Origin of the sequence: Curtobacterium sp. 9128, from assembly GCF_900086645.1 — a bacterium.
In the GTDB taxonomy this organism is placed as follows: domain Bacteria; phylum Actinomycetota; class Actinomycetes; order Actinomycetales; family Microbacteriaceae; genus Curtobacterium.
On the sequence record NZ_LT576451.1, the window covers coordinates 721725 to 747355 of the forward strand.

The window sequence follows — 25631 nt, forward strand, 5'->3', positions numbered from 1 at the left end:
GGGACCCGTGACGTTCCGACCAGGTCCGCCCCCGCCGGCACCGCCACGCAGCGGGAATGCCGCAGCGGCCGCTCCGCTGACCGACGGCGAATGGCACCGCCTGCACCCGCTGACCCCGCTGCTTCGCGGTGGGATCTTCCTCATCGTGGTGCTCGGCATCGTGGTGAACAACCTCCGCGACACCCTCGTGAACATGTTCATCCCGGGTGCCGACGGGCCCCAGGAAGAGGGCGATCCCGTCCGCTACGTCTACGAACACGGCGCCGTCGGCTGGGTGCTCCTCGGCATCGCGGGCTTCCTGGTGGTGCTGATCGGCCTGTTCTACCTGTCCTGGCGGATGCACGAGTTCCGTGTCACCGGCGAGATCGTCGAGGTGCGCTCCGGCGTGCTGTTCCGGAACCACCGCAAGGCCAGGCTGGACCGGATCCAGGGCATCAACATCACCCGGCCGCTCGTCCCGCGGATCTTCGGGACCGCGAAGCTCGAGATCGCGCAGGCCGGCAACGACGCCAACGTGCAGCTCGCGTACCTCGGGGCGACGGCCGCAGACGACCTCCGGCAGCGCATCCTCGTGCTCGCCTCCGGTGCGCAGGAAGAGGAAGCGGAGTCGGGCGAGCGCCACAGCAACGGCGTCGTGCAGGACCGCGTGAACGAGTTCCTGTCGCCCGAGCTCGACCCGTCCGCCGTGCACGCCACGCGCATCGTCAAGGTCAAGCCGGGGCGGCTCATCGCGTCGATGGTGCTCTCCGGCACGACGGTGTTCCTCGTGCTCGTCATCGTCGCGATCATCGTCAGCATCACCGTCACCGGCCGGTACTTCCTGCTCGTGTCGCTGTTCCCCGCGGTGATCGGTGCCGGTGGGTACTACATCCGGAAGTTCTCGCGGTCGCTGCAGTACACGATCGCCGACACCCGGGACGGCATCCGGATCGGCTTCGGCCTGGTGTCCACGACGAACGAGACCCTGCCCCCCGGTCGCATCCACGCCGTGAGCGTCGCGCAGCCGCTCCTCTGGCGGCCGTTCGGCTGGTGGGACGTCCGCATCAACCGGGCGACGAACGCCGGCAACGGTGCCTCGAACAACCAGCAGGTGTCCTCGATCGTGCTGCCCGTCGGCGACGCGGCCGACGTCCGGCAGGTGCTCGAGATCATCCTGCCGACACTCGTCGGCTCCGCGGTCGTCGGGCCGGCCGCCTCGATGGACCGGCTCCGCGAGGGGTCAGCCGAAGCCGTCAGCGTCGTCGACGACAGCCTCACCACGACCGGGGACCAGGGCGGGTTCACGCACTCGCCCCGCCGCGGCCGGTGGCTCCGACCGTTCTCGGCCCGCCGCAACGGGTACCGGTTCGTGCAGGGTGCCGTGCTGCTCCGGCTCGGTGCGGTGTGGCGGTCACTCGTCGTCGTCCCCCTGCCGCGGGTGCAGAGCGTGAAGGTGTCGCAGGGGCCGCTCGAGCGGGCACTCCGGCTGGCGACGGTGCACGTGCAGACCGTGTCGGGTCCGGTGAACGCGACGGTCGGTGCGATCGACGCGGAGGACGCGCAGGGCCTGTGGGCCGAGACCGCGCGGCTGGCCGTCGAGGCGGCGGTCACCGACACGTCGCACCGCTGGCGATCCGGCACGTCCGGCACGTCCGCTGCACCCGGCCTGGAGGCTCGCCCTGCGCCCGCCCCGCCCCCTGCGGAACCGCAGGCGGCGGCACCATGGCCCCACGAGCCTCCCGTCGGTTGGGGCGAGGTCCCCCCAGCAGGAGCCGCACGATGAGGGCGGGACGGCTGGGAGTCGGCGTCGTCGGCGCCGGCCGTGTCGGGCCGGTGCTCGGCGCCGCCCTGGCGAACGCGGAACACGCGATCGTCGGCATCACCGCGGTGTCCGCGGAGAGCGTCGACCGCGCGGAGGCACTGCTCCCCGGCGTGCCGCTGCTCGAGACGCCCGACCTCGTCGAGCGCAGCGAACTCGTGATCCTCGCGGTGCCGGACGACCAGCTCGCCGGACTCGTGCAGGGCCTCGCCGACGCGGGCATCTGGCAGGCGGGGCAGCTCGTCGTGCACACCAGCCCCGACCACGGCGTCGGGGTCCTCGGGCCAGCCCTCGCCGCCGGCGCGATCCCGCTGGCGATCCACCCGGCCATGGCGTTCACCGGCACAAGCGTGGACCTCGCGCGACTCCGCGATGCGTACTGCGCCGTCACGGCGCCCGCGCCGGTGCTCCCCATCGCCCAGGCGCTCGTCGTCGAGATGGGGGCCGAGCCGTTCGTCGTGACCGAACAGGACCGGCCCGCGTACGCCGATGCCGTGCGCGCCGCCGTGAGCTTCTCGACCGCGATCGTGGACCAGTCGGCGGGCACGCTGTCCGGCATCGGCGTCGACCACCCCGGGCGCGTGCTCGGCGCGCTCGTCCGCTCCGCCGTGGACAACGCGCTCGCCGCGGCCGACGGGCAGTCCAGACTGTGACCATGGGGACCATCCGCATCACCACCGCCCAGGCCAAGGTCGGGTACCTCGTCGGCGCCGTGATCGTCGAGGTGCTGCTCGCGCTCCTGCTCTGGGCGATCGGGCTGCCGGACGATGCCGTGCCGTTCCTGTCGGCCCTCGGACTCGTGGCGATCGTCGTCGTGGGCGTCCGGTTGTTCCGGAACGAGGGCGAGCCCGTCGAACCGCCTCGTGCGTGGTGGCGCATGACCGGTCGGCCGTTCGCCGGCTTCCTGCTGGCGGCGTACTTCGTCGCCGACGCGCTGTTCGCACGGGCGTCCACGGTCGGCGCGTTCGACGTCCTCGGCACCACGGTGATGCTGGTCGTGGCTGCCGCGTACGTCGGGTCGTCGGTGACGATGCTCGTGTTGCGCGCGCAGGGGCGGCCGCCCGTCGGTGCGTTCGCGTCCGGGGCGGGCCACGGGGCCGTCGATTCCGGGGATGCCGCGCCCCGCGGGTAGCATTCCCCTGCACCCCCACGACCTCCGGAGCCGCACCCGTATGACCGACGAGACCGTCACCCCCGAGACCGCCGCTGCACCCGCCGACGCCGCTGCACCCGCCGACGCCGACGCGCTCGCCGACGCCGTCGCGCTCGCCGAGCAGGAGACGAGTGAGCAGCGACAGGTCCGGCTGGACAAGCGGGCACGTCTGCTGGAGTCCGGGATCGAGGCGTACCCCGCCGAACTCCCGATCACGACGACGATCCCCGCGGTGCGTGCGCAGTACGGCGAGCTGGAGACCGGGGTCGAGACGGATGACGTCGTCGGTGTCGCCGGCCGCATCGTGTTCTCCCGCAACACCGGCAAGCTCTGCTTCGCGACGCTGCAGTCCGGCGACGGTGCCCGCGTCCAGGCGATGGTGTCCCTCGCCGAGGTGGGCGAGGAGTCGCTGGCGCGCTGGAAGGAGTTCGTGGACCTCGGCGACCACGTGTTCGTGCACGGTCGGGTGATCTCGTCCCGTCGTGGCGAGCTGTCGATCATGGTCGACGAGTGGGCGATCGCGGCCAAGGCGATCCTGCCGCTCCCGAACCTGCACAACGAGCTGAACGAGGAGACCCGGGTCCGCCAGCGGTACCTCGACCTCATCGTCCGCGACCAGGCCCGCGAGACCGTCCGTGCCCGTGCCGCCGTGATGGCGTCGCTCCGCCAGACCTTCACCGGCCACGAGTACCTCGAGGTCGAGACGCCGATGCTGCAGACCCAGCACGGTGGCGCCTCGGCCCGTCCCTTCGTCACGCACTCGAACGCGTTCGACACCGAGCTGTTCCTGCGCATCGCACCGGAGCTCTTCCTGAAGCGCGCCGTCGTCGGCGGCATCGACCGGGTCTTCGAGATCAACCGCAACTTCCGGAACGAGGGCGCCGACTCGTCGCACTCGCCCGAGTTCGCGATGGTCGAGGCGTACCAGGCCTACGGCAACTACGAGCAGATGGCCGACCTCACGCAGGAGCTCGTGCAGAACGCGACGCGCGCCGTCACCGGTGGTTCCCTCGAGGTCACGCTGCCCGACGGGACGACGTACGACCTCGGCGGCGAGTGGCCGCGCATCGACATGTACGGCTCGCTCTCCTCGGCGGCCGGGCGTGAGATCACGCCGTCGACCCCGCTCGGAGAGCTGCAGGCGCTCGCCGCGGCCGAGGGCGTCGAGGTCGCGCACGCCACCCACGGCAAGTACGTCGAGGAGCTCTGGGAGCACTTCGTGATCGACTCGCTCGACCGCCCGACGTTCGTCATGAACTTCCCGGTGGACACCTCACCGCTGACGCGTGAGCACCGCACCCGCCCCGGCATCGTCGAGAAGTGGGACCTGTACGTGCGTGGGTTCGAGCTCGCGACGGCGTACTCGGAGCTGGTCGACCCGGTCGTGCAGCGCGAGCGCTTCGTCGAGCAGGCGAAGCTCGCGGCGGGCGGCGACCCCGAGGCGATGCGCGTCGACGAGGAGTTCCTCCGTGCGCTCGAGCACGCGATGCCCCCCTCGGGCGGCATGGGCATGGGCGTCGACCGCCTGCTCATGGCGATCACGGGCCTCGGCATCCGCGAGACGATCCTCTTCCCGCTGGTCAAGTAGCCCGTCGGTTGCTCACGAGCGGGCGGGTTAGGATGCTCGGGTGCCGCATGGAGTCGTGACCGGGATCATCTTCGCCCTGACGCCGACCGTCGTCGTCGGCCTCGTGTTCTGGTTCGTCATGCGCGCCATCATGCGGGCCGACCGAACCGAGCGCGCCGCCTACGCCAAGGTCGAAGCCGAAGAGCGCGCCCGCTTCGAGCGCGAGCACGGCGTCCCCGCGTCCGCACCGGCGTCCGCGGAGTAGCAGCAGCGTTCACCCCTTCGACGCCCATCGTCACCGTTCGTTCATGTGGGCGTTGCCGCACGGTGTGAGCATCGTCCGCATGTCCATCACGCAGCTGTTCCGCACTCGTAGCCTGGTCGGCGACATCGAGAGCGAGTACGACGAGTACGACCGCGACGCCGACATCGAGGTCTCCAAGCGCCGAGAGGGCTGGCTCGAACCCTCCTGGTGACCCCCATCCGTTCGTCTTTCGGGGTACGGAGTCCGGATCGCATCGATCCGTGACGACGTACCCCTTTCGCATGCCCGACGAAGTCCTGCTGGCGAGGTGCATCCTCTGCAATGCGCCAGAAACACCCATGCAACGCCGGAATCACGCGGTGGACCCCTTGCCCTCGGGGCGGTCGGGGGACGAGACTGGTCGTGCGCTGTACCCCGTGGGGTGCGGTTCCGATGGTGAAGCACGGAGAACCCTGGGAATCATTCCGTTTGGTTTGTGGGGTACACCTCCCGCCCGCTTTACTCGTGATCACCCCACGAAGGCCATCACCGTCGAATGCAGGGAGAGTCAGATGACGATCGCAACGGCAGCACCGAGCACCACCTCGCGCCGGACGAAGAAGGCAACCGCGAAGACCGAGTCGGCCAAGGTCGAGAGCACCACGCTCGACACCGCCGCGGCAGAGGTCGAGGCGGACGAGCAGCTCGCTGGCGTCCGCGGCGCATCGGTCGACCAGGTCGGCGACTACCTCCGCCACATCGGGCGTCTCGCGCTCCTCACGGCCGAGGAAGAAGCACAGATCGCCCGCCGGATCGAGGTCGGTCTGTTCGCGGGCGAGAAGCTCGCCACGGAGCAGGGACTCGCGAAGTCCCTGCAGCGTGAGCTCAAGTGGCTGGTCCGGGACGGTGAGCGCGCCAAGGAGCGCATGATCACCTCGAACCTCCGACTCGTCGTGAGCATCGCGAAGCGCTACTCGCAGCGTGGCCTGCCCTTCATGGACGTGATCCAGGAAGGCAACCTCGGCCTCGTCCGCGCAGTCGAGAAGTTCGACTTCACGCAGGGCTACAAGTTCTCCACATACGCCACCTGGTGGATCCGTCAGGCGATCTCGCGTGGCCTCGCCGACAAGGCCCGCACGATCCGCATCCCGGTGCACACCGTCGAGCTGATCAACAAGATCTCGCGCACCGAGCGTGACCTCACCGTCGACCTCGGCCGCGCGCCGATGCCGGAAGAGGTCGCAGCCGAGCTGAGCATGTCCGTCGAGGAACTCGTGGACCTCAAGGGCCGCTCGCACGAGCCGGTCTCGATCCACACCGTCGTCGGCGACTCCGACGACAGTGAACTCGGCGACTTCATCGAGGACGAGGACGCTGCGTCCCCGAACGAGCTCACCGAGACGACGCTCCTGCACCGCGACATCCGCTCGATCGTCGCGGAGCTGCCGAGCGACGAGGCGAACGTGATCCGCATGCGCTACGGCCTCGACGACGACAAGCCGATGACGCTCGACGAGATCTCGAAGATCGTGCACACGACGCGCCAGGCGGTCAGCCGCGTGGAGTCGCGAGCCAAGCTGCGCCTGTTCGCCAAGGCGGTCTCGCAGGACATGCAGCTCTACCTGACCGAGTAGGTCAGCAGCACTTCGGCCGACGCCCGCAACGGCGTCGGCTCGGGGAACCGGGTCGTTCTGTGGGAAGGCGATCCGGTGGGGTGATGGGACGGCCCGTTCGAGCACTGCTCGGACGGGCCACACTCATGTCGGCGGGTGTGCTCAGTCCTCGGCCTCGCGACGCAGCTTCTGCCGGAGGTCGCTCGGGATGAGCTCGACGAGCTGGTCGGGGCGGACGGGCAGGTCGAGCAGGCTGAGCTTCAGGCGCCCGGTGCGCCCGTGTCGCTCGGCGTCGAGCCGGACGACGCTCCCGGCGTCCTTCCGGAGGCGCATGTCGATCTGCGCCCCGGTGGCGACCTCGCCGACGACGAGCCCGTCGACCTCGAGCGCCGCGCTCCTGGTGCCCTCTGCGATCTCGAACCGGTAGCGCTCCCGCGCGGCGAGGACCACCGCGCGGTCGATGCCCGCCATGGGGGCGACCGGGGTCACGACGGAGCCGGAGAGCGCGGGGGAGAGGACGGGTCCGCCGGCCGCGTAGTTGTAGGCGGTGGACCCGGCCGGCGTCGCTGCCACGATGGCGTCCGCTCGGTAGTACCCGTACCCGAGCCCGCCGACACTGAGGTCCGCGGACACCTGCCCGGCTCCAGGACGCCGCACGATGGTGAGGTCGTTGAACGCCAGGTACTCGGTCCGTGCGCCGCTCCAGGACAACCGGGCCTCGAGCGCGTGGTGCGGCTCCAGCTGGTAGTCGCCGTTCGACAGCCGTTCGAGCGCCGCTTCGAGCTCCGGCGGCTCGATCTCCACGAGGAACCCGACGTTGCCGTAGTTCACGCCGAGCACCGGCACCGGGCGCTTCGCGACGAGCCGCATGGCGCCGAGCATCGTGCCGTCCCCGCCCAGTGCAACCACGAGGTCCACCGTGGCGGTGAAGTCGTCGTCCTCCACCACGTCGATCGTGCCGCCGATGCGGGCTGCGTCGATGCGCCGCGCGACGAGGCGGCCGGCACCGGAGGAGTTCCAGCGCTGCAGGGTCGTGACGGACTCCTGCACGTTCTTGGTCGGGTGGACGACGAGGCCGACGACGGGCTGCTCCATGTGCCGGATCGTACCGGGCGGACCTGATTCGAGCCCTTCTCAAGACGTCCCCAATGAGATATTCTGCATACATGCAGACCGCCGCGCTCTCCGTCGCCGTCACCGACCTCCGTCACGGTCGCGAGATCGTCCTGCTCGCCGAGCACGAGTCCCGCCAGTCCGGCTTCGGCTTCGTCGACGCCGAGCACCTGCTCGTCGCCTCGGTCGTGCTCTGCTCGGGCATGCCGCGGTTCAGCGACGTCCTCCGGCGTCACGGCGTCACGGCCGATGTCCTCCGCGACGCCATCCGTGTGTTCGTCGGCGCCGGGACCGAGCCGTACCCGTCCGAGGCCGACCGCATCACGTGCACCCCGGCCGGAGCGCGGCTCCTGGCGCATGCATCGCAGATCGCCGGCCCCCACGAGCGCGTCCGTCCGCATCACGTGCTGCTCGCCGTGCTGGACGGCATGGACGACCCGTTCATGGGTGCTGCACACGACGTCCTCGACCAGGTCGGCGTCGACCCCCGTCGCTTCCGGCGTGCCCTCCGCCGCGCCGCCCGCCGCAGCTGACGACGTGGGCCCAGCCGCTGGGCGCACCCAGGACAGCAAGGTCACGCCCACGGCGAACAGGGGCAGACCAGCCCCGATGTGCTCGTTACTCTCGAAGTACTTGGCCGGACTCACACGAGACCGGCACAGCTGTCGGCTCCGATCGCAGGGGCCAAGGGAGAGCACATGTTCGAGAGATTCACCGACCGAGCCCGTCGTGTTGTCGTCCTCGCTCAAGAAGAAGCGAAGATGCTCAACCACAACTACATCGGCACCGAGCACATCCTCCTCGGCCTCATCCACGAGGGTGAGGGCGTCGCCGCCAAGGCGCTGGAGTCGCTCGGCATCTCGCTCGATGCCGTCCGCGAGCAGGTCCAGGACATCATCGGGCAGGGCCAGCAGCAGCCGACCGGGCACATCCCGTTCACGCCGCGCGCCAAGAAGGTGCTCGAGCTGTCCCTGCGCGAGGCGCTGCAGCTCGGTCACAACTACATCGGCACCGAGCACATCCTCCTCGGCCTCATCCGTGAGGGCGAGGGTGTCGCAGCCCAGGTGCTCGTCAAGCTCGGGGCCGACCTCAACCGCGTCCGCCAGCAGGTCATCCAGCTCCTGTCCGGCTACCAGGGCAAGGAAGCGGTCGCCGTCGGCGGCGAGCAGCAGCAGAACGCCCAGCAGGGTTCGCAGGTCCTCGACCAGTTCGGTCGGAACCTCACCCAGGCCGCGCGCGACGGCAAGCTCGACCCGGTCATCGGGCGCGAGAAGGAGATGGAGCGGGTCATGCAGATCCTCTCCCGCCGCTCCAAGAACAACCCCGTCCTGATCGGTGAGCCCGGCGTCGGCAAGACCGCCGTCGTCGAGGGCCTCGCCCAGGCGATCGTCAAGGGCGACGTGCCCGAGACGCTCAAGGACAAGCAGCTCTACTCGCTCGACCTCGGCTCGCTCATCGCCGGGTCCCGCTACCGCGGTGACTTCGAGGAGCGCCTCAAGAAGGTCACGAAGGAGATCCGCACCCGCGGCGACATCATCGTCTTCATCGACGAGATCCACACCCTCGTGGGAGCCGGTGCAGCCGAGGGCGCGATCGACGCGGCCTCGATCCTCAAGCCGCTCCTCGCCCGTGGTGAGCTCCAGACCATCGGTGCCACCACGCTCGACGAGTACCGCAAGCACTTCGAGAAGGACGCCGCACTCGAGCGTCGCTTCCAGCCGGTGCAGGTCAACGAACCGTCGCTCCCGCACGCGATCAACATCCTCAAGGGCCTCCGCGACAAGTACGAGGCGTTCCACAAGGTGTCCATCACCGACGGCGCCATCGTCGCCGCGGCGAACCTCGCGGACCGCTACGTGCAGGACCGCTTCCTGCCCGACAAGGCCATCGACCTGATCGACGAGGCCGGCGCTCGCCTGCGTCTGTCGATCCTGTCGGCGCCGCCGGAGCTCCGCGAGTTCGACGAGAAGATCTCGACGGTCCGCGGGTCGAAGGAAGCCGCCATCGAGGAGCAGGACTTCGAGAAGGCAGCGAGCCTGCGCGACGAGGAGAAGAAGCTCCTCGGCGAGCGGCTCCGTCTCGAGAAGCAGTGGCGTGCCGGTGACGTCGCCGCGTCTGGCACCGTCGACGAGGGCATCATCGCCGAGGTCCTGGCGCAGGCCACCGGCATCCCGGTGTTCAAGCTCACCGAAGAGGAGACCTCGCGTCTCGTCTTCATGGAGAAGGCCCTGCACCAGCGCGTCATCGGTCAGGAAGAGGCCATCTCGGCCCTGTCCAAGACGATCCGCCGCACCCGCGCCGGTCTCAAGGACCCGAACCGCCCCTCCGGCTCGTTCATCTTCGCCGGCCCCACCGGTGTCGGGAAGACCGAGCTCGCCAAGGCGCTCGCGGAGTTCCTGTTCGACGACGAGGGCGCACTGATCTCCCTCGACATGTCGGAGTTCGGCGAGAAGCACACCGTCTCGCGCCTGTTCGGTGCCCCTCCCGGGTTCGTCGGGTTCGAAGAGGGCGGCCAGCTCACCGAGAAGGTGCGCCGCAAGCCGTTCTCCGTGGTCCTCTTCGACGAGATCGAGAAGGCCCACCCGGACATCTTCAACTCGCTGCTGCAGGTCCTCGAAGAGGGTCGACTGACCGATGGTCAGGGCCGCGTGGTCGACTTCAAGAACACCGTCATCATCATGACCACGAACCTCGGTTCGCAGGGCATCGCCGGTGGCCCGGTGGGCTTCCAGGTCGAGGGTGACTCGGGCGTCGGCTACGACCGCATGCGCTCGAAGGTGAACGAGGAGCTCAAGAAGCACTTCAAGCCCGAGTTCCTCAACCGCGTCGACGACACGATCGTGTTCCCGCAGCTCTCGCAGTCCGAGCTGCTGCAGATCGTGGACCTGTTCGTGAAGCGTCTGTCCGACCGCATGCTCGACCGCGACATGACCGTCGAGCTGACGCTGCCGGCGAAGGAGCAGCTCATCAAGGTCGGGTTCGACCCCGCCCTCGGTGCCCGCCCGCTCCGTCGTGCCATGCAGCACGAGGTCGAGGACCAGCTGTCCGAGCACATCCTGCAGGGTGAGCTCACCGCTGGCGACCACGTCAAGGTCGACTTCATCGACGGCAAGTTCGAGTTCGAGACCGGGCGTCAGCCGGGCCGCGAAGAGGTCCTCGCCGGCGCAACCGCCGTGGAGTCCGGAACGGAAGCCGCTCCGCAGGGCGAGATCGAGTCCTAGGGCCCAGCCACAGACAGACGGGAGGCCCGGTGCCAGCTGGCACCGGGCCTCCCGTCTGTCTTCGGCCGGGTCTCAGGCCTGGACGTCACCACGCCAGCCGGCGTCCGTGGGAGCCGACTCGACGTGTTCCTTGTAGTTCTGCAGGTCCTTCTTGATGGCGTGGCCACCGATGCCGACGGCGGAGCCGAGCTTCTCCAGGAAGCCGGAGGGCTGCCAGTCGATCTGCGCGGTCACGCGCGTCTCGGTGTCGGACAGCTTGTGGAACGTGACGACGCCGGCGTGGTCGGTCTCGCCGTCCTTGACCGCCCAGGCGACCCGCTCGTCGGGGTGCTGCTCGGTGATCTTCGCGCGGAACTCGCGCTCCTGGCCCGCGACCTTCACGGTCCAGTCGGTGGTGGTGTCGTCGACCTGGACGATCTTCTCCACCTCGCTGAGGAACTCGGGGAACTCCTCGAAGCGGGTCCACTGCCCGTAGGCAGCGCTGACGGGGACGTTGACGTCGATGGTCTCGATGATCTGGGGCATGTCCTGGACGGTAGGCGGCGGCGCATGTGCACGGCCCAGGGAGCCCGTACCCCGTGAGCACTATGGTTGGGGAGATGACTGAGCACGGGAAGCACGCGTTCCACGAGCGGGACGACCACGGCATCCTCGTGCGACCGGCACTGGCGTCGGACGTGCCGCACATCCAGCGCCTCATCGCCCCGTACGTCGACCGGCGCATCCTGCTCGGCAAGGAGAACGTCGCGCTCTACGGTTCGATCCAGCAGTTCCGGATCGCCGAGGGTCCCGACGGTGTGCCGATCGGCTGCGGAGCGCTCGCGGTGTTCTGGGACGACATCGCCGAGGTGCGCACGCTCGCCCTCGACGCGGACTGGATCCACAAGCGCGTCGGGCACCGGATGCTCGAAGCGCTCGAGCACGACGCCCGTGAGCTGGGTGTCGCGCGGATCTTCTGCCTGACGTTCGAGGTCGACTTCTTCACGAAGCACGGGTACCTCGAGATCGGCGAGAGCGTCGTGTCGCCGGACGTCTACGCGGAGCTCGTCCGGTCGTCGGACGAAGGCGTGGCGGAGTTCCTCGACCTCGCCAGGGTCAAGCCGAACACCCTCGGCAACACCCGCATGCTGAAGATCCTCTGACGCTTTCGGGTCCTCCTCGGCGGGGTTCCGTCGCGCCGTGCCGGGCGTTGTCTACCCTGTGCGCATGTCCTCGTTCCGTCACCCCGTCGGCCCGCAGAAGCCGGGCGTCTACTGGCGCCGCCGTGCGACCGTGGCCGGAGTGATCCTGCTCATCGTGGTCGTCATCGTGCTCATCGTCGTGGGGCGCGGGAACGGGGCGTCGTCCGCCGCTGCCCCGTCGGCGTCGCCGTCTTCGTCTCCTGCCGCATCGTCGTCGTCGTCTTCCTCGTCTGCCGGTGCGTCGTCGCCGTCAGCGTCCGCGTCCGCTTCGGCGCCTGCTTCCGCCGCCGACGGGTCGACGTGCTCGAAGGACCAGATCACGCTCAAGCCCGTCCTCGACAAGAGCGCGTACGGGCCCACCGAGGACCCCAAGATCGCGATGTCGATCGAGAACACCGGTTCGAACTCCTGCCACATGGACCTCGGGTCGTCGCAACAGGTCCTGACGATCAGCTCCGGCGAGGAGCAGTACTGGTCGTCGAAGGACTGCCAGACCGGCGGGACGAACCAGGACGTCACGATCAAGGCCGGGCAGACCCTGACCACGCCGGCGATCGCGTGGGACCGGACCCGGTCGTCGACCTCGACGTGTGATGCCTCTCGCCCGTCCGTGACCGGTGGGGGAGCGAGCTACCACCTGCAGGTCGCGGTGGGGAACATCACGGCGAAGGACTCGGCGCAGTTCATCCTGAACTGAGGCGGGCCGGCCCGGGCGTCAACCGAACTTCGGGGTCGTCGCCTTGCAGCGCACGATCTGACCGACGCCGCCGTGCTCCTCGGCGATGACCTTCTTGCCGTCGAGCAGGATGCGGCAGCTCGCCGTCCGGTCGGCCGGGGGAGTGGCCCGCACGGATGCATCGTCCTCAGCGAGCACGATCGAGTCGTGCGTCCAACTGGTGTTGTCGCCCTCGGTCGCCTTGGTCGACGTCGACCCGGCGGTGTGGGTCTCGGGGGCATCGCCACGGCTCTCGGCGCCCACGTAGCTGACGTCGTGGAGCGGGGTCGCGTCCGGAGAGTCGACGGTGACCTCGTACGTGACGGACCATGCGTCGCCGACCTGCTGCTGGATCTGCGCACACCCCGTCATGGCGATCGCGACGAGGGCGGCGGCGGAGATGGCTGCTGTTGTCCGGGTTTTCGTCATACAAACACAATCGCGGCCGGCCGATCGAACTTCGTCATGACGAAGGCTCGATCGAGTCCGACCGCGGTCGTGTTCGGGGTCAGCCGACCGGATGACGGTCAGCGTTCCCCTGGGGTTCAGCCGATGACGGTGATGTTCTCCGCCTGCGGGCCCTTGCGGCCCTCAGTGATCTCGAACTCCACCTTCTGGTTCTCTTCGAGACCGCGGTAGCCGCTGCCCGAGATCGCCGAGAAGTGCGCGAAGACGTCCGCGCTGTTGTCGTCCGGGGCGATGAACCCGAAGCCCTTTTCGTTGTTAAACCACTTGACGGTTCCAGTTGCCATGATGGCGTTTCCTTAACTGTTCTTGCTTTCCATCGCGGTATGACACGCAGACGGAGCCTCGTCGTATGTCGACGAGGATGATGCGCCACGCGGGCAGGTGCCGGCGGGACGGGTTCGGGGTCAGGCCTGAGCCAGTGACCCTGTGCAGTCCGGTCGGGGGAGTGTCACCACCCCGCCCGGACGTTGGGCGCCGCAGAAGCGGTTCCCTCAACCTACAGGGTCTTTGGCCCCACGACCAGACAGTTCGCCTCCTTGGGGCGAAATCTGATGAACTTGATGGTGATGGCAGACAAGGAACAGCGCTTCCGGAGCGAACAGCTCGAGGAAGCCCTCGCGAAGCAGGACGTGGCGGCGGTGGCGTTCGCGCTGCGGAACGACATCGTGATCGTGCCCCGGCTCGTCACGGGCAAGAAGGACATGCAGGTCCGCGTCTTCGGGCGTGAGGGGTCGGAGAAGCGCATCCTGCTGCTGTTCTCGTCGGCTGACGCGTACACGGCGATGGTGCCGGACGAGAAGATCCGGCAGGTCATGGTCTACGACGCAGCTCGTCTGGAGGAGTTCCTCGCCGCGCACCTCGACTCGCTCGAGGGCGTCTTCTTCGACATCGCCGGCCCGAACACGATGCAGGCGGACCCCGCTGATCTGTTGGATGCCCTTCGCGCCTGACCGTCCTCATCTCGGAGGGAGTGCGCTCAGCGGACAGCCCCGCGTGGCCGGGTGCTGAAGACGCGTTGCGCCCACGCCACACGGGAGGCTCGGCTCACCCCGGGTGCGCTGGTCCGGTCAGCGCGGTGACGCTTCAAGGCCGTGATTCAGAACGCTGCGTCGAGCTCGCGTTCGCGCACCGACTTCGTCAGCGAGAACGCGACGCGGAGTGCTTCGCGCAGGTGCTCTGCGTCCGCGCCGAGGACGGTCGTGAAGCCGAGACGCTTCGCTTCGTTCGCGCGCTGCTTGGCTCCGGTCGCCGGTCGGATCTCGCCAGCGAGGCTGATCTCACCGATGGCCGCGAGCGTGTGCGGGTACGGACGATCGCGAGCGGCACTGGCCAGGGCGAGGACGATCGCCAGGTCGGCTCCGGGCTCGGTGAGCTTCATCCCGCCGACGGTGGAGACGTAGACGTCGGCATCGGAGAGCTTGATGCCCGCACGGCGTTCGAGTACCGCGAGCAGCATCGCCACGCGTGAGGAGTCGACGCCGTTCACGACGCGCCTGGGCTGCGGAGCGGAACTCGGTACGACCAGCGCCTGGACCTCGACCGGCAGGGCGCGGCGGCCTTCCATCGCGACGGTGATGCACGTGCCGGAGACGGGGGCGCCGTTGCGGGACATGAACAGTCCGCTGGGATCGGGGACCTCGTGGATGCCGTCGCCCGCCATGTCGAAGCAGCCGACCTCGTCGGTGGGGCCGAAGCGGTTCTTCAGTGCACGGACGAACCGGAGCGCGGTCTGCCGGTCGCCCTCGAAGTGGCAGACGACGTCGACGAGGTGTTCGAGCAGCCGCGGACCGGCGATCGATCCGTCCTTCGTCACGTGGCCGACGATCAACACGGGCAGGTTGCGCTGCTTGGCTTCGCGGATGAGGGTCGATGCGACCTCCCGCACCTGGGACGTGCCACCCGCGATGCCGTCGACCGTGGCGGAGGAGATCGTCTGCACGGAGTCGGCGATGAGCAGGTCTGGCTGGACCTGGTCGATCTGACCGAGGATGACGCCGAGGTCGACTTCACTCGCGAGGTACAGGTCGTCGTGCATCGCCCCGGTGCGCTCGGCGCGGAGCCGGACCTGGTCGACGGACTCTTCCGCGCTGACGTAGAGCACCCGCTTGCCGGACGCGGCAGCGCGCGAGGCAACCTCGAGCAAGAGCGTCGACTTCCCCACGCCCGGCTCGCCGCTCAGCAGTACCGCGGCACCGGGGACGATCCCGCCGCCGAGGACACGGTCGAACTCGCCGATGCCGGACCGCCAGCGTGGCACTGCGCCGACCCGAGCCTGCGTGATGGGCTGCGCGACACGGGTGCCCGTCACGGCGACCGCGCTCGTGCCGCGGACGCTGGCCGTCGTGGCGGTGGTGTCCTCGACGGTGCCCCACGACTGGCATTCGCCGCAGCGCCCGACCCACTTGATGGTGGTCCAGCCGCACTCGGAGCAGCGGTAGGAAGACTGGGGGCGGGCCATGGGACGAGGTTAGGCCGCGCCGCCGACATCCCCCGGGCGGCGGTCCGGTGCGTCCGGTGCGTTCGGCCCGTCGTTCTCGCCGCGCTCGTCGTGCGCGCCGCCGGCGTACTCGCCGGGCAACGGGACGGACCCGGTCATGCGCTGCCGGAGGCGGTCGATCCGGCCCGGACGGTGCGCGTGGTCCAGATCGTCCGCCCCGCCGGTGTCCTGCTCCGCACGCGCGTTCGCGACCGCGCCGGCTTCTCGCCCCAGGTCCTCTGCTTCCCGCACCGACAAGTAGTGCCGGATCGCCGCGACGGTGTCGACCCTGGCATCGATCGCCGGCTCGAACGCGCTCGCCCAGATCTCGTACCCGCGGTCGTTCGGGTGGAACAGGTCCCCGTACGTATTGAAGAAGGTCCGGCGCAGCCCGACCCGCTTCGTGATCGCGTGCAGCGGCGCCACCGTCAGCCCGAGCTCGTCCGCGACCCGGTGCACGATCTCGTTCGCCACGGCGACCTTGCGCTCGCGGTCGGGCACGAACATGCACGGCAGCTCAGCCACGATCGCGTGCGACGGCACCGCGGCGTAGATCTCGCGGAGGTTCCGCTCGAACTTGTCGGGGTTGAAGTCGGCGATGTCGTTCGCGCCGATCGACACCGTGCAGATGTCGGGAGTGAACGTACGGAGTTCGGGGAGCTGCTGCTTCTTGGCGCCCCAAGTCGTCGCACCGGAGATGCTGAGGTTCACCACGCGGACGGTGCTGCGCGACCGGTGCTTGATCCGTCGGGCGAGGAGCCCGACGTAGCCACGGGACGGGACCGTCGCACCGACGCCCTGCGCCGCGGAGTCGCCGATCGCCAGGTACGTGATCTGTCCTTCGTGGTGGAGCCGTTCGCGCCACCAGTCCGCGTGTGTGGGGAGCATCTCGACCACGCGTTGGGCTGCCGCGCGCTGTCCCTTGACGCCGGCCCGGGCGCCGAATGCCGCGCCGCCGGCGACCGCGAGGCCGCCGGCGATCGAGGAGATCAGTGCGATGAGTGTGCGGGACTTCATGCCGCTGACGGTACGCCCGCTGGCCATGACGGATCGGAGTGGGATCTGTGGTTGTGGGAAGTGCCCCGGACGTGACCACCTGTGGAGGGTGGGCCGGCCCGCGGTGTCGCGAGGGGCCTCCCGGATCGTGTAAACTCTTCCCCGGTACCGTGTCCGAGCGGCCGAAGGATCATGTCTCGAAAACATGTGTGGGGGCAACTCCACCGTGGGTTCAAATCCCACCGGTACCGCCACACCACAGGGTTGATTGCAGGTCTGGTCTCCAGCATTTGCAGGTCCGACCCAACGAGAGAGCCCCCGGCTTCGGCCGGGGGCTTTTCTGGTTCTCGGGGGCTGTTCGGCGATCGATCGGTCATCGCCAGTTACCGTAGCGCGGCATGGTCCGCCTCAGTGCACAGCTGACCCCTTGTTCTTGGTCGCCGGTTGGGTCGCCGACTTTCATCCTCGCTGGCCCTATGCGCGGATAGCCGACGTTGATAGAAGATGCAGCGACCCCCGCTCCGCAGGACCGTCTCGATCGACGCTCAACGCGTCGTCAGGGTCCACGACGTGTTACGGCATGGCGGGACGAACGGTAACAACGCTTTGCCGGCGCGTACCTCAGACATCGACAAGAGCACGGGCAGCTCGACCTCGCCAGCTTAGACAGCGGACAGGGAAACAACGGATGGTAGCCAGCTTCGGAGTGGTCCGGCGCACGCTGCCGGCGAGTGCCGGGCGTGGTGGGCACTATCAGCGGATGGCTTCCTGTGTCAGCGTCGCCAGAGACCGATGACTGGCCCAGTCGAACCCGTCGTACCTACCGGTCGACGGGGTAGGCGCGTAGACACCGTCGACCGGTGTGTACGTGGCCACGGGCGTGTCCGCTGTTGGGCCAGTGTGGGTGTCCCGCAGCGCACGAAGCGCCGTGGCGAGGTCGCTTCGGGTCGGTGTCTGTGCGGCACCGTCTGGGAGAGCTCCGGTGCGAAGTAGGAATTGCGCGCCCCAGGTATCGTCGCCGCAGGACTCCATATGTGCCCAGAAGTCGCGCCACGCGAGCTGCGGGGCGGTCTGCAGCGCAGGGCCGACCGGGCGGAGTGCTCCGTTGGTGATCGCGCCGATGAGATGCTGCTTCTTCTTCCCCGGTGCCAGCGCAGCCATCTCGGCGTGCAGATGTTGGCGCAACGCCCAACCGGGCACAACCCGTGTCCAGTGCACAAACCACTGTTCGCCGCTCCATGACTCGTACGCCAGACGCTCCCGCCCCGTTGCGAGCCATTGGTAGCTGGATGGGTCGCCGAGCACTCCGTCCCACGGCGGAACGGGGAACACGTAATAGTCGGGGATCGGCTGCTGACCGTACGCAGCGAGCTGCGCCAGGTCGATCCGTAGTTCGTGACGGGCCTTCGTGCCGTTCCACTCCGTCGTTTTGAGCTCCAGCCAGAACCGTTTTCCCCACATCCCAGCCGGCTGCGTGATCTCGATGTCGGCGGTGACCGCCGGCCACCACATCAGCAACTTCGCCCGATACCGGTAGGTGAGATGGATGGAGCACCAATGCTCCAGCGTCTTCTCCGGGAACGACCTCGTCATCCCAGCCCCCTCTTGCTGGTCGTGCGTCGCGTCCCTATACGCGATCCCCGGCCACGCTAGCGGCGCGTGGATTGAGTCCGCGGCCCGTGTTCGGGGGGTGATGCGCCTGACTACTGTCGGATGGAACATCCGAGGATGCCGGCGACCGTCGTCCTGAGTCATTGCCGGACCGACGGCTCCGCATCAGCGGCGACGCGGCGGTAAGCTCCCAGATTTGTTCAGGTGAAAGTGATGAAAAAGCTGAAGGTCGAGATTGGCGCTCCGATCGAGCCCGTCGGGGACGTCTCCGTACGACTCGATGGGAACCGCTGCCGCTCGCGTGCCGAGTTTCTCGGGGAGATCGGCGTCGCTCTTCGGTTCCCGTCTTACTATGGCGAGAATTGAGATGCTCTTGAAGAGTGCATTCATGATCTGGAATGGTCGCCGGATGCGCAAATCAACCTGATCGTGGAGAACGCGGACCAGTTGCTCGCAAGCGAGCCTGAGCGGCAGTTGGAGATCTTCGTCGATATCCTTCGAGCCGATACGGGGCGGGAGCGGGCGCTAACGATTCGCCTCGACCGCGTTTCGGAAGGCGGCGCGTTGACGGCGTTTGCTCCGCTCGTCAAGAGGTGAGCAGGCCACAGTGGTAGGTGATGCGTACGCTCTGATAGTGCTGAGGAAGGCCCGGATTCGGTTTCCCGCTGCTCGCGCAAGTCAATGCCGACAGTGCAGCAAGCAGGGGAGACCGTTAGATGGCTGAATACTCGTTCGTACTCGCTAGCGTCGTCGGGGAACGAGACGGCATGGCCCTCGAACTGCGCGACAGCTCGGGCGACGTGGTCGCGGAGGTGTTCGAGGCGGATGCGACCGGTGCGTGCACGTTCTCGATGCAGAGCGGGGCTTCTGTGCCGGTAGCTTAGTCCGCCGTCTGCTGGCGCATCACACGCCGCGAAGCGCGCAGCGGGACGACATAGACCTGTCCACTGTGCTGGTCACCCGCTACGACGAGTCAGAATGCCTACGCTTCATGCGGCCAGCCTCATCAGACGCCGGAGGATTCAACTCCGACATGTACACGTTCGACGACCACGACGGCGTGCAGATCATCGCGTTCCTGACCTTCGATCCCGAGGGGAATATCCAGGAACTCGATCTTTGGAAAGCCGACGACACTCCGATTCTCGGTCTCGGTCTAGGTCTAGCGGGTTCAAGTAGCAGCGCCACCTTCAGCAGAAGCTGCCTCGCCCGTTAGCGTGAGCCCGGTGAGGCCCGCCCTACCGGAGCTGGACCACCGGTACGACCCACGTCCCGTCCTCGTCCCGCCGGCCGCCGGGTACCGGGCGGACAGAACGGTCGGCGAGGTGTACCGCCGCGCGCAATTCGCCGTCCGGGTCGCGGATGATTTCGCCGCATCCGACGAGGTCACCAGCTATGTCGCCGACGCCGGACGTGGTGCGGTCCGGCCGGAAGTGCCGGAAGCAGGGATCGCGATGCGGGGGAGGGGCAGGCGCGATCGCCGCCTCAGAGACGTCAGTCATCGCCTGTACGCTTCGAGCCGTCGAAGAACCTGAAAGGGGACCTTTATGGGCGGGACGGGGACGTTGAAGCCGGTGACGGTTCTTGACGCGCTTGACGGGGCGATCGGAGAGCGTCGAGGGACACGCCTCCAGAGGCTGTCCTTGCGCGAACTCGACAACATCGCAGAGCTACTCGATGCGTTCTGGTCAGCCCAGCATGAGTCGGCGCCCGACCCAACCGCGTCACGTTCGGCATTCGTTGGCGGCTGGATGGGGCCTTTCTTCAGCGAACCGATGCTCCGACACGACCTCGCGGATGCGCTCCTCTACTACCCAAAGCTGTTGGTCCTTGACCCACTCGCCGACTTTTTCAGCCGTGGGGAAGGTCTTCCGGGACTATGGACGGTCGGCTACGTCCGACCGGACCGTGAGATCAACAAGGTCGCATCTGGACCAGCGATGTGGCGGAACCACGGCAACTACGAGTCGTTCCGCAACGATGCCGAAGGCGCGGCGCGACGTTTCGCCAGCATCGTCGACAATCTCTACCTACTTGAAGGGCCAATCCGCGCCGGTGTCATCGAGGTCCGCAGCCAATGGCCGATCATCAGTGGAAGAGCTCGCCAACTGGAGACCGCGCTTCGCTTCGACGTGCGGAACGCGGCGCTTCAGGATTACCTTGCCACCGCCGACGCCAGCGGCTTGCATGTCTGGGACAGCATCACAGGGCTGCAGGTCAGCATGGATCTGCCAGTCGTGCGTCGGGACGCGCCGATGCGGGCGGCCCCGATTCTCTACTACCTTGCGAAGACCCTCGCCGTTGCTGATGCCGGCAACGCGCAATACGTCCCGACCAACGAAGCTTCGCTCGGTCTGCTCCGAACCAAGTACAACGACGCCGTTGCCCGCACCCATCCGGCTGCCATGCTGCGAGAGGTCGCACGCATCGCTGTCCCTTCGGCCGACGTCGCGCTGCGCGAGGCGGTCGCAATCCGCCAGTCATCCGACAACTTCGAAGACTGGCGGCTCAGCCTGCAGGCTCTGCACCGTGCAACTGCCTCGGATGACTCTCACACCCTCCGAGAGCGGGTGGAGGAGACGCTGGTGCCGAAAGTGCACAGCGTCGAGCGTGAACTTGGAAGCTCGTCGCTCGGGAGCTCGTTCCGAAAAGCTGGCGCCGACGTCGTCATCGACGGAGCGGTCGGAGCGGCCACAGGAGCTATCGCCGCAGGAAGCGTAGACCCAGGAGCCGCCGCGCTCCTCGGCGTCGGCGGGGCAGCCGCAGCAGGAGCGCTCAGATGGCTGCTTCGGCAGTACGCTCCCGCACCCATCGAAGGCGACCAAGCGGTCCTCGCAACCCTGATCAAGGCACAACAGATAGCCGAGTGACCGTCGCCAGTCCGCGGGCGATCCGCACCTGCGTGTGCTGCCTTCACGGTTGCTCCCGCCGTGCCTCGCTGATCAGCGATGCTCTTCGCAGCAAGCATCAGTCGTCGAGATTGCGCCACGACCTGGGCTTTCTTGAAGAAGGGGAAAATCGAGCCCACCCCAGGGGAAAAGCGGCCAACGAACCGAGCAGGAACGTCTTCGCGCTGGCGAGCTGCGTACTTGCCCGGACCTGCACCGCACGCACATGCGCGAGCTGCCGGTCCAACTCGGGAGCTGCCGATCTGCGGGTGAACGCGGTCAGAGAGCGTCGGCGACGGTGAACAGGTGGTGGCACAGCTGCTGATGTTTCGACTTCGCCAGGTTCGTCTCATGACCATCGACCCGGTACTGGTGCAGCGTCCGGAACCCCGGCGAGCTCCTGAACCGGCCAGGCGTGGTTCTTGCCTGCTCCGTATCGATGTGCGCGATCGCTTGCAGCAGCTTCACACCGACCGGCGGTGCGCCGGCGGTCCGGTCGTCGGAGAGGAAGTGCTGGACACGTAGTTCTTTCGATGCCGGATCCTGGTAAGTCATGTGTACGGCGACGGCGCCAGCAGAGCCGCCGCCGCCGGATGGGTACCGCGGCGGCTTCGGGTCGAGGATGGTGAAGTCGGCGAACCCGTCCGGACTGTACGATCGCGGGTCGAGGCTGAACGGCGATCCGGCGGGATAGAGAGCATTGGTGACCGCGGTGAACCGGGACTCGAGTGCGATGACGGGCACGCCAGTCAGCGCGGTCCTGTAGTCGGTGACGTTTGCGGCTGAGCCAACGAATACCCGCGCGGTGCGAGTGCCGAGCGCGGTCGCGAAGTCTTTCGGTGGGAGGCCGACGCCGAGGACGACGAACGCAACGTCACGGTTCGGGTAGGCGGCGAGGAACGCCGCTACGTCCGACGCGGTGGTGGTCGCGAACATGTGCATCGTCGGGGTGATCAGCGTCGGCTGCGCGACGTAGCCGGCCATCCCCGTGGTCCACGACGTCTGCGCCGCGTTCGTCTGCAAAGCACCGCGGGTCGGGTTGACGACAAGGTGTGCTCTCACCCCGGTGCTGCGGAACGTGTCGAGCAGCTTCGTCAGGTCCTTCGCCGGTGAATACGGTTCAAGAATCGGCTGCACCTTCTGCGGTCCGCCGAGGTGCGGTGCGACGTCGATCAGCGCGTCGCGTTCGGATTGACGTGCGTACAGATACGGGAAGTACAAATGGAGCCCCCAAAGTCCCTCCCATGGTTACCCGGACCCGACGGATGCTCAATCACCCCAAACTGGGGGGATAGGTTGCTGCATCCGTTTGAGAAGCCGCGCCCCGGCGGTTTTCGACAGTGCCGCGGAATACGCCAACGCTCTGGCTGATTGTGGGAGGTCTGCGTGCGCGGCAACGGTGGCCGCCTGCATGCCGCGATGGCGGAGCGCCGTGACGGCACCGGAGTGCGCCCTCGTCGAGTCCAATGCTGCGAACGCGGAGCGGAGTGCTTCCCACCGCTCGGCGGGCCCGCCAGCGGTGTCGAGCGCGGCGGCGCCAACCACGCACTCGGCTTCCGCGCGTCGCAGCATTCCGAAGATGTGATCAGACCGCAGCCGGTCACGGTTCGAGTGCGGTGGGCGGATCTGCGTGAACGAGCCGTTTCGTCGGAGTGCGAGGAGACCGACGTGCGCGGGCACGTGACGTTCCGCGGCGGATGCGCGGGCGTCGGAGACCACCACGTTCACGAACTCCACGCGGGTGCTGTAGTCGGCGACTTGTGAGTCCAGCCGCGCGAAGGAGTCCAGGTCCGTTTTGATCTCGTAGACCGTTGAGGTGCCGTTGAACACGGCGACGTCGGCGAACGAAGCGCCGACTGGGAGTTCCAGGATCGCGGACGCGGTCGTGGGACGGTGCCGACCGAACACGACCGAGGAGACGACCGCGTTCTTGAACACGTATTCGTTGCGGTAGTCGCGGCGGAGCGTCGCGTACGCGGCGTTGAACACGTCCGCCATCGTTCGTGCGCCCCCTGCTGCCGCCGCCGGGGCAATGCGCTCCAGCCGGGTCATCGCATCCAGCGGCTGCTGCGTCGAGAGGTTGCGGAACGTCGCCGATGACAGGACGGCAGCGACGTGCGTGATCTCTTGATCGACCATCACTTCCGTGCGCACCGCAGCAGCATACGCATCGAAGACGGGGTCGGTGGCTGAAGACGAGGTGGCTGACCACCAACGACTGAGTCTCGGAGCGCGCGTGCGGCGTTGTGGATTTCGCGCCAGACGCCCCGCGCACGGCCCAGTCGGCACTGATCCGCAAGCCCTCAGAGGACCGGACGGATCTCGAGCCTCCGGTTGCAAGCCTTCGACGCCTCTGCCGCCAACTGGAGGGCGACGTCGGCGTCGGGAACGTCCCAGATCCACACACCGGCGACGAATTCGGTCGTCGCGACGTACGGGCCGTCCGTGACCAAGGCGGCGTCGTCCCGGTTGTCGACGACCGTCGCGAGCTCGGGCGCCGCCAGGCCGGCGGCGAACACCCAGTGCCCGTCGGCGCGGAGCCGGTCGTTGAACGCATCGATGGCGGCCATCTCGGCGTCGGTGGCGCGCCCGGATGTCTGCCCGCCCGTGGTCGGGCTGCCGTCGAGGACGTTGACGAGGTACTGCATCGTTGTCTCCTTCGGTCGTCGACCGCTCGTGCGGTCTCACGTACACGGCATACACGGTGCTTCGCCGAAACGGACGTCTTCGGCCATCGACCTCGGCAGAGCCCCGAGTGTCACCGGCGCCGGACGGGCTCGGCGCCGGTGCGCGGCGCCGCCGGCGTCTCCCTCAGGCGCCCGGCCGCCGTGGTCGCGGCGTCGGTGATGGTGTGGAGGAACGTGGTGACCTGGCGGAGATCGTCGGCGCCTGTGCGTCGGAGGACCGTGGCGATCTCCTCGCTCGACCGTTCCGCGAACGCGCGCGCCCGGTCCTCCGCCGCGGCGGTCGGGCGGAGCGTCACGCGCCGTCGGTCGGTGTGCTCCCGGCTCCGGACGATCAAGCCCGCTCCCTCGAGGCGGTCGACCAGTACCGTGACCGACCCGGAGGTCATGCCGATCAGTTGCCCGAGCCGTGCGGGGGACAGCGGTTCCCCGGCAGAGGCCGCCCAGAGCACCTGTCCGAGCGCGTGCGCGTCGTTGGTCGGCAGGTCGAGCCAGACCGCCATCTGCTGGTTCAGCTCCGTGAAGGCCACGGCCCAGTCGCGGAGCGCCTGCATCACGTCGACTTGGGGGACAGACCAGGTCGTGTCGAAGATGTTCTCCATCAGACTCCTTCAATGTGCAGTCGCTTTACTGTAAAGACATCATCGAGGAGGAGCCCATGGAACAACGCACCGCGATCGTCTCGGGAGCCAGTATCGCCGGACTCTCGGTGGCCTACTGGCTGCGGCGCACGGGCTGGCAGGTCACGGTCGTCGAACGCGCCGACTCCTTCCGGGACGGCGGCCAGAACGTCGATGTCCGCGGCGTCGCGCGGGACGTCCTCCGTCGCATGGGCCTCTTCGATGCCGTGAAGGCGAAGAACACCACCGAGACAGGCACGGTCCTCGTCGACGCCGACGGAAAGGTGACGGCCGAACTGCCCTCGGATGGGACGGACGGCGCGACGGCGGAGCTCGAGGTGCTCCGCGGCGACCTCGCCCGGGTGGTGCTCGACCACCTGCCGGACGGCGTCGACTTCGTGTACGGACAGACCATCACCGCTGTCGAGGACCGCGGTGACGCGGTCACGGTGCGCCTCGCGGACGGCCAGGCGCTCGACGCGGACCTGCTCGTCGTCGCCGAGGGTGTTCGGTCGTCCACACGTCCGCTCCTCTTCCCTGGCGACGACGTCGAGGAGCGCGATCTCGACGTCACGATGGTCTTCGGGACGATCCCCCGGACCGACGGTGACGACGACCGCTGGCGTTGGCACAACTCCGTCGGCGGCCGGCAGGTGCATCTCCGGCCCGACCCGTACGGAACGATCCGCGCGATCCTCGCGTACTCGCCGGGCGGCGACCTCCTCGGCCTGACGCGGGCCGAGATGCTCACCGCCGTGCGGGAGCGGTACGACGGAGCGGGGTGGGAGGCACCGCGCATCCTGGAGGCGCTCGAGACGTCCGACGACGTCTACGTCGACCAGCTGCAGCAGGTGCGAATGCAGACCTGGCACCGCGGCCGGGTCGTGATGGCCGGCGACGCAGCGTGGTGCGTGACGCCGATGGGCGGTGGTGGTGCATCCCTCGCGCTCACCGCCGGGTACGTGCTCGCCGCCGAACTCGCCGGAGCACCCGACGATCAACCTGGCGCGCTCATCGCCTACGAGAGGTGGATGCGCCCACTGGTCGACGACGTCCAGCACCTGCCGCGCGGCATCACGGCCTTCGCGTACCCGCAGACGCGCGTCGGTCTCGCGGTGCGCGGGGTCGCGGACAAGGTCCTGCTCTCCCGGCCCTTCCGCCCACTCGCGGCGAAGCTGACCCAGGTCGCACAGACCGAGCGCGACCTGCCGCCGCTCCATGACGAACGACGGTGACGGCGAGGTGGTGCTCCGCGCGTTCGTCGTCGGTCTGCCGGAGCGCTC

The 25631-nt window shown here is 68.2% G+C and carries 27 protein-coding genes, 1 tRNA gene and 1 pseudogene; 17 read left to right on the plus strand and 12 right to left on the minus strand.

The annotated features are described in order from the left end of the window. Nucleotides 1–7: 7 nt before the first annotated feature. The 7 genes from QK288_RS03690 (at nt 8) to QK288_RS03720 (ending at nt 6396) form a co-directional block, all read left to right on the plus strand. Entirely contained in the window at nt 8–1762 is a 1755-nt protein-coding gene (locus QK288_RS03690) for a PH domain-containing protein (protein ID WP_281266457.1), read from the plus strand. Then, entirely contained in the window at nt 1759–2451 is a 693-nt protein-coding gene (locus QK288_RS03695) for a Rossmann-like and DUF2520 domain-containing protein (protein ID WP_281266458.1), read from the plus strand. The genes QK288_RS03690 and QK288_RS03695 overlap by 4 nt, the downstream gene beginning before the upstream one ends. Before the next feature lie 2 nt (nt 2452–2453). Next, nucleotides 2454–2930, plus strand: a complete 477-nt coding sequence (locus tag QK288_RS03700; protein ID WP_281266459.1) for a hypothetical protein — start codon at nt 2454–2456, stop codon at nt 2928–2930. Nucleotides 2931–2970: 40 nt separating this feature from the next. Beyond that, on the plus strand, nt 2971–4539 hold the full coding sequence (gene lysS / locus QK288_RS03705) for a lysine--tRNA ligase (RefSeq protein WP_281266460.1): 1569 nt from the start codon (nt 2971–2973) through the stop codon (nt 4537–4539). Between the two features lie 40 nt (nt 4540–4579). Then, nucleotides 4580–4783 (plus strand): hypothetical protein, encoded by a 204-nt coding sequence (locus tag QK288_RS03710; protein WP_281266461.1) that lies wholly within the window; start codon nt 4580–4582, stop codon nt 4781–4783. A gap of 79 nt (nt 4784–4862) precedes the next feature. Further along, nucleotides 4863–4994, plus strand: a complete 132-nt coding sequence (locus QK288_RS03715) for a hypothetical protein (RefSeq protein ID WP_281266462.1) — start codon at nt 4863–4865, stop codon at nt 4992–4994. Nucleotides 4995–5334: 340 nt separating this feature from the next. Further along, complete coding sequence (locus QK288_RS03720; RefSeq protein WP_281266463.1) at nt 5335–6396, plus strand: sigma-70 family RNA polymerase sigma factor; 1062 nt, start codon at nt 5335–5337, stop codon at nt 6394–6396. A 141-nt stretch (nt 6397–6537) separates the two neighbouring features. On the opposite strand, the gene QK288_RS03725 is transcribed toward QK288_RS03720, so the two are convergent. Beyond that, complete coding sequence (locus QK288_RS03725; RefSeq protein ID WP_281266464.1) at nt 6538–7470, minus strand: NAD(+)/NADH kinase; 933 nt, start codon at nt 7468–7470, stop codon at nt 6538–6540. A gap of 71 nt (nt 7471–7541) precedes the next feature. On the opposite strand from QK288_RS03725, the gene QK288_RS03730 reads away from it, so the two are divergent. Next, nucleotides 7542–8021: a Clp protease N-terminal domain-containing protein gene (locus QK288_RS03730; RefSeq protein WP_281266465.1), complete on the plus strand. Its 480-nt coding sequence runs from the start codon at nt 7542–7544 to the stop codon at nt 8019–8021. 165 nt (nt 8022–8186) lie between these two features. Further along, on the plus strand, nt 8187–10709 hold the full coding sequence (locus QK288_RS03735) for an ATP-dependent Clp protease ATP-binding subunit (protein ID WP_281266466.1): 2523 nt from the start codon (nt 8187–8189) through the stop codon (nt 10707–10709). 72 nt (nt 10710–10781) lie between these two features. Here the strand turns inward: QK288_RS03735 and QK288_RS03740 are convergent, their stop codons facing one another. After that, on the minus strand, nt 10782–11234 hold the full coding sequence (locus QK288_RS03740; protein WP_281266467.1) for an SRPBCC family protein: 453 nt from the start codon (nt 11232–11234) through the stop codon (nt 10782–10784). 74 nt (nt 11235–11308) lie between these two features. On the opposite strand from QK288_RS03740, the gene QK288_RS03745 reads away from it, so the two are divergent. After that, nucleotides 11309–11851 carry an amino-acid N-acetyltransferase gene (locus QK288_RS03745; protein ID WP_281266468.1) on the plus strand — a complete coding sequence of 181 codons (543 nt, stop codon included), beginning with the start codon at nt 11309–11311 and terminating at the stop codon, nt 11849–11851. A gap of 64 nt (nt 11852–11915) precedes the next feature. Beyond that, nucleotides 11916–12587 carry a hypothetical protein gene (locus QK288_RS03750; protein ID WP_281266469.1) on the plus strand — a complete coding sequence of 224 codons (672 nt, stop codon included), beginning with the start codon at nt 11916–11918 and terminating at the stop codon, nt 12585–12587. A gap of 18 nt (nt 12588–12605) precedes the next feature. Here QK288_RS03750 and QK288_RS03755 read toward each other — a convergent pair whose 3' ends face one another. Together QK288_RS03755 and QK288_RS03760 are read right to left on the minus strand one after the other, a co-directional pair. Next, nucleotides 12606–13034 (minus strand): hypothetical protein, encoded by a 429-nt coding sequence (locus tag QK288_RS03755; RefSeq protein ID WP_281266470.1) that lies wholly within the window; start codon nt 13032–13034, stop codon nt 12606–12608. Nucleotides 13035–13150: 116 nt separating this feature from the next. Then, nucleotides 13151–13357, minus strand: coding sequence for a cold-shock protein (locus QK288_RS03760; protein WP_056126521.1), 207 nt, complete (start codon nt 13355–13357; stop codon nt 13151–13153). Between the two features lie 282 nt (nt 13358–13639). On the opposite strand from QK288_RS03760, the gene QK288_RS03765 reads away from it, so the two are divergent. Further along, entirely contained in the window at nt 13640–14023 is a 384-nt protein-coding gene (locus tag QK288_RS03765; RefSeq protein WP_281266471.1) for an SseB family protein, read from the plus strand. Between the two features lie 146 nt (nt 14024–14169). On the opposite strand, the gene radA is transcribed toward QK288_RS03765, so the two are convergent. Together radA and QK288_RS03775 are read right to left on the minus strand one after the other, a co-directional pair. Continuing rightward, nucleotides 14170–15531 carry a DNA repair protein RadA gene (gene radA / locus QK288_RS03770; protein WP_281266472.1) on the minus strand — a complete coding sequence of 454 codons (1362 nt, stop codon included), beginning with the start codon at nt 15529–15531 and terminating at the stop codon, nt 14170–14172. 9 nt (nt 15532–15540) lie between these two features. Next, nucleotides 15541–16566 carry an SGNH/GDSL hydrolase family protein gene (locus QK288_RS03775; protein ID WP_281266473.1) on the minus strand — a complete coding sequence of 342 codons (1026 nt, stop codon included), beginning with the start codon at nt 16564–16566 and terminating at the stop codon, nt 15541–15543. Nucleotides 16567–16709: 143 nt separating this feature from the next. On the opposite strand from QK288_RS03775, the gene QK288_RS03780 reads away from it, so the two are divergent. Further along, a tRNA-Ser gene (locus QK288_RS03780) sits at nt 16710–16799 on the plus strand. A 499-nt stretch (nt 16800–17298) separates the two neighbouring features. Here QK288_RS03780 and QK288_RS03785 read toward each other — a convergent pair. After that, on the minus strand, nt 17299–18138 hold the full coding sequence (locus QK288_RS03785) for a hypothetical protein (RefSeq protein ID WP_281266474.1): 840 nt from the start codon (nt 18136–18138) through the stop codon (nt 17299–17301). Between the two features lie 231 nt (nt 18139–18369). Here QK288_RS03785 and QK288_RS18850 point away from each other — a divergent pair. Next, a pseudogene (locus QK288_RS18850) lies at nt 18370–18753 on the plus strand (barstar family protein). Nucleotides 18754–18994: 241 nt separating this feature from the next. Continuing rightward, nucleotides 18995–19372 carry a hypothetical protein gene (locus QK288_RS03795; RefSeq protein WP_281266476.1) on the plus strand — a complete coding sequence of 126 codons (378 nt, stop codon included), beginning with the start codon at nt 18995–18997 and terminating at the stop codon, nt 19370–19372. 22 nt (nt 19373–19394) lie between these two features. Here QK288_RS03795 and QK288_RS03800 read toward each other — a convergent pair whose 3' ends face one another. Then, on the minus strand, nt 19395–19658 hold the full coding sequence (locus QK288_RS03800) for a hypothetical protein (protein WP_281266477.1): 264 nt from the start codon (nt 19656–19658) through the stop codon (nt 19395–19397). Nucleotides 19659–19799: 141 nt separating this feature from the next. Between QK288_RS03800 and QK288_RS03805 the strand changes: the two genes are divergently transcribed. Continuing rightward, the gene (locus tag QK288_RS03805; protein ID WP_281266478.1) at nt 19800–21026 is read left to right on the plus strand and encodes a hypothetical protein; all 1227 of its coding nucleotides are present in this window, start codon (nt 19800–19802) and stop codon (nt 21024–21026) included. Between the two features lie 297 nt (nt 21027–21323). Here the strand turns inward: QK288_RS03805 and QK288_RS03810 are convergent, their stop codons facing one another. The 4 genes from QK288_RS03810 to QK288_RS03825 form a co-directional block, all read right to left on the minus strand. Further along, nucleotides 21324–22265 (minus strand): sce7725 family protein, encoded by a 942-nt coding sequence (locus QK288_RS03810; protein ID WP_281266479.1) that lies wholly within the window; start codon nt 22263–22265, stop codon nt 21324–21326. Nucleotides 22266–22313: 48 nt separating this feature from the next. Further along, the gene (locus QK288_RS03815) at nt 22314–23198 is read right to left on the minus strand and encodes a sce7726 family protein (RefSeq protein WP_281266480.1); all 885 of its coding nucleotides are present in this window, start codon (nt 23196–23198) and stop codon (nt 22314–22316) included. Between the two features lie 149 nt (nt 23199–23347). Next, the gene (locus QK288_RS03820) at nt 23348–23692 is read right to left on the minus strand and encodes a YciI family protein (protein ID WP_281266481.1); all 345 of its coding nucleotides are present in this window, start codon (nt 23690–23692) and stop codon (nt 23348–23350) included. A gap of 110 nt (nt 23693–23802) precedes the next feature. After that, complete coding sequence (locus tag QK288_RS03825; protein WP_281266482.1) at nt 23803–24330, minus strand: MarR family transcriptional regulator; 528 nt, start codon at nt 24328–24330, stop codon at nt 23803–23805. A gap of 56 nt (nt 24331–24386) precedes the next feature. On the opposite strand from QK288_RS03825, the gene QK288_RS03830 reads away from it, so the two are divergent. Then, on the plus strand, nt 24387–25583 hold the full coding sequence (locus tag QK288_RS03830; protein WP_281266483.1) for an FAD-dependent monooxygenase: 1197 nt from the start codon (nt 24387–24389) through the stop codon (nt 25581–25583). Nucleotides 25584–25631 lie beyond the last annotated feature (48 nt).

Excerpts from the sequence above, each read along its gene's own strand:
- QK288_RS03695 (WP_281266458.1), top strand. The coding sequence starts at position 1,759 with ATGAGGGCGGGACGGCTGGGAGTCGGCGTCGTCGGCGCCGGCCGTGTC.
- QK288_RS03700 (WP_281266459.1), top strand. The coding sequence starts at position 2,454 with ATGGGGACCATCCGCATCACCACCGCCCAGGCCAAGGTCGGGTACCTC.
- lysS (WP_281266460.1), top strand. The coding sequence starts at position 2,971 with ATGACCGACGAGACCGTCACCCCCGAGACCGCCGCTGCACCCGCCGAC.
- QK288_RS03715 (WP_281266462.1), top strand. The coding sequence starts at position 4,863 with ATGTCCATCACGCAGCTGTTCCGCACTCGTAGCCTGGTCGGCGACATC.
- QK288_RS03720 (WP_281266463.1), top strand. The coding sequence starts at position 5,335 with ATGACGATCGCAACGGCAGCACCGAGCACCACCTCGCGCCGGACGAAG.
- QK288_RS03725 (WP_281266464.1), bottom strand. The coding sequence starts at position 7,470 with ATGGAGCAGCCCGTCGTCGGCCTCGTCGTCCACCCGACCAAGAACGTG.
- QK288_RS03730 (WP_281266465.1), top strand. The coding sequence starts at position 7,542 with ATGCAGACCGCCGCGCTCTCCGTCGCCGTCACCGACCTCCGTCACGGT.
- QK288_RS03735 (WP_281266466.1), top strand. The coding sequence starts at position 8,187 with ATGTTCGAGAGATTCACCGACCGAGCCCGTCGTGTTGTCGTCCTCGCT.
- QK288_RS03740 (WP_281266467.1), bottom strand. The coding sequence starts at position 11,234 with ATGCCCCAGATCATCGAGACCATCGACGTCAACGTCCCCGTCAGCGCT.
- QK288_RS03745 (WP_281266468.1), top strand. The coding sequence starts at position 11,309 with ATGACTGAGCACGGGAAGCACGCGTTCCACGAGCGGGACGACCACGGC.
- QK288_RS03750 (WP_281266469.1), top strand. The coding sequence starts at position 11,916 with ATGTCCTCGTTCCGTCACCCCGTCGGCCCGCAGAAGCCGGGCGTCTAC.
- QK288_RS03755 (WP_281266470.1), bottom strand. The coding sequence starts at position 13,034 with ATGACGAAAACCCGGACAACAGCAGCCATCTCCGCCGCCGCCCTCGTC.
- QK288_RS03760 (WP_056126521.1), bottom strand. The coding sequence starts at position 13,357 with ATGGCAACTGGAACCGTCAAGTGGTTTAACAACGAAAAGGGCTTCGGG.
- QK288_RS03765 (WP_281266471.1), top strand. The coding sequence starts at position 13,640 with ATGGCAGACAAGGAACAGCGCTTCCGGAGCGAACAGCTCGAGGAAGCC.
- radA (WP_281266472.1), bottom strand. The coding sequence starts at position 15,531 with ATGGCCCGCCCCCAGTCTTCCTACCGCTGCTCCGAGTGCGGCTGGACC.
- QK288_RS03775 (WP_281266473.1), bottom strand. The coding sequence starts at position 16,566 with ATGAAGTCCCGCACACTCATCGCACTGATCTCCTCGATCGCCGGCGGC.
- QK288_RS03785 (WP_281266474.1), bottom strand. The coding sequence starts at position 18,138 with ATGACGAGGTCGTTCCCGGAGAAGACGCTGGAGCATTGGTGCTCCATC.
- QK288_RS03800 (WP_281266477.1), bottom strand. The coding sequence starts at position 19,658 with ATGACTGACGTCTCTGAGGCGGCGATCGCGCCTGCCCCTCCCCCGCAT.
- QK288_RS03820 (WP_281266481.1), bottom strand. The coding sequence starts at position 23,692 with ATGCAGTACCTCGTCAACGTCCTCGACGGCAGCCCGACCACGGGCGGG.
- QK288_RS03825 (WP_281266482.1), bottom strand. The coding sequence starts at position 24,330 with ATGGAGAACATCTTCGACACGACCTGGTCTGTCCCCCAAGTCGACGTG.
- QK288_RS03830 (WP_281266483.1), top strand. The coding sequence starts at position 24,387 with ATGGAACAACGCACCGCGATCGTCTCGGGAGCCAGTATCGCCGGACTC.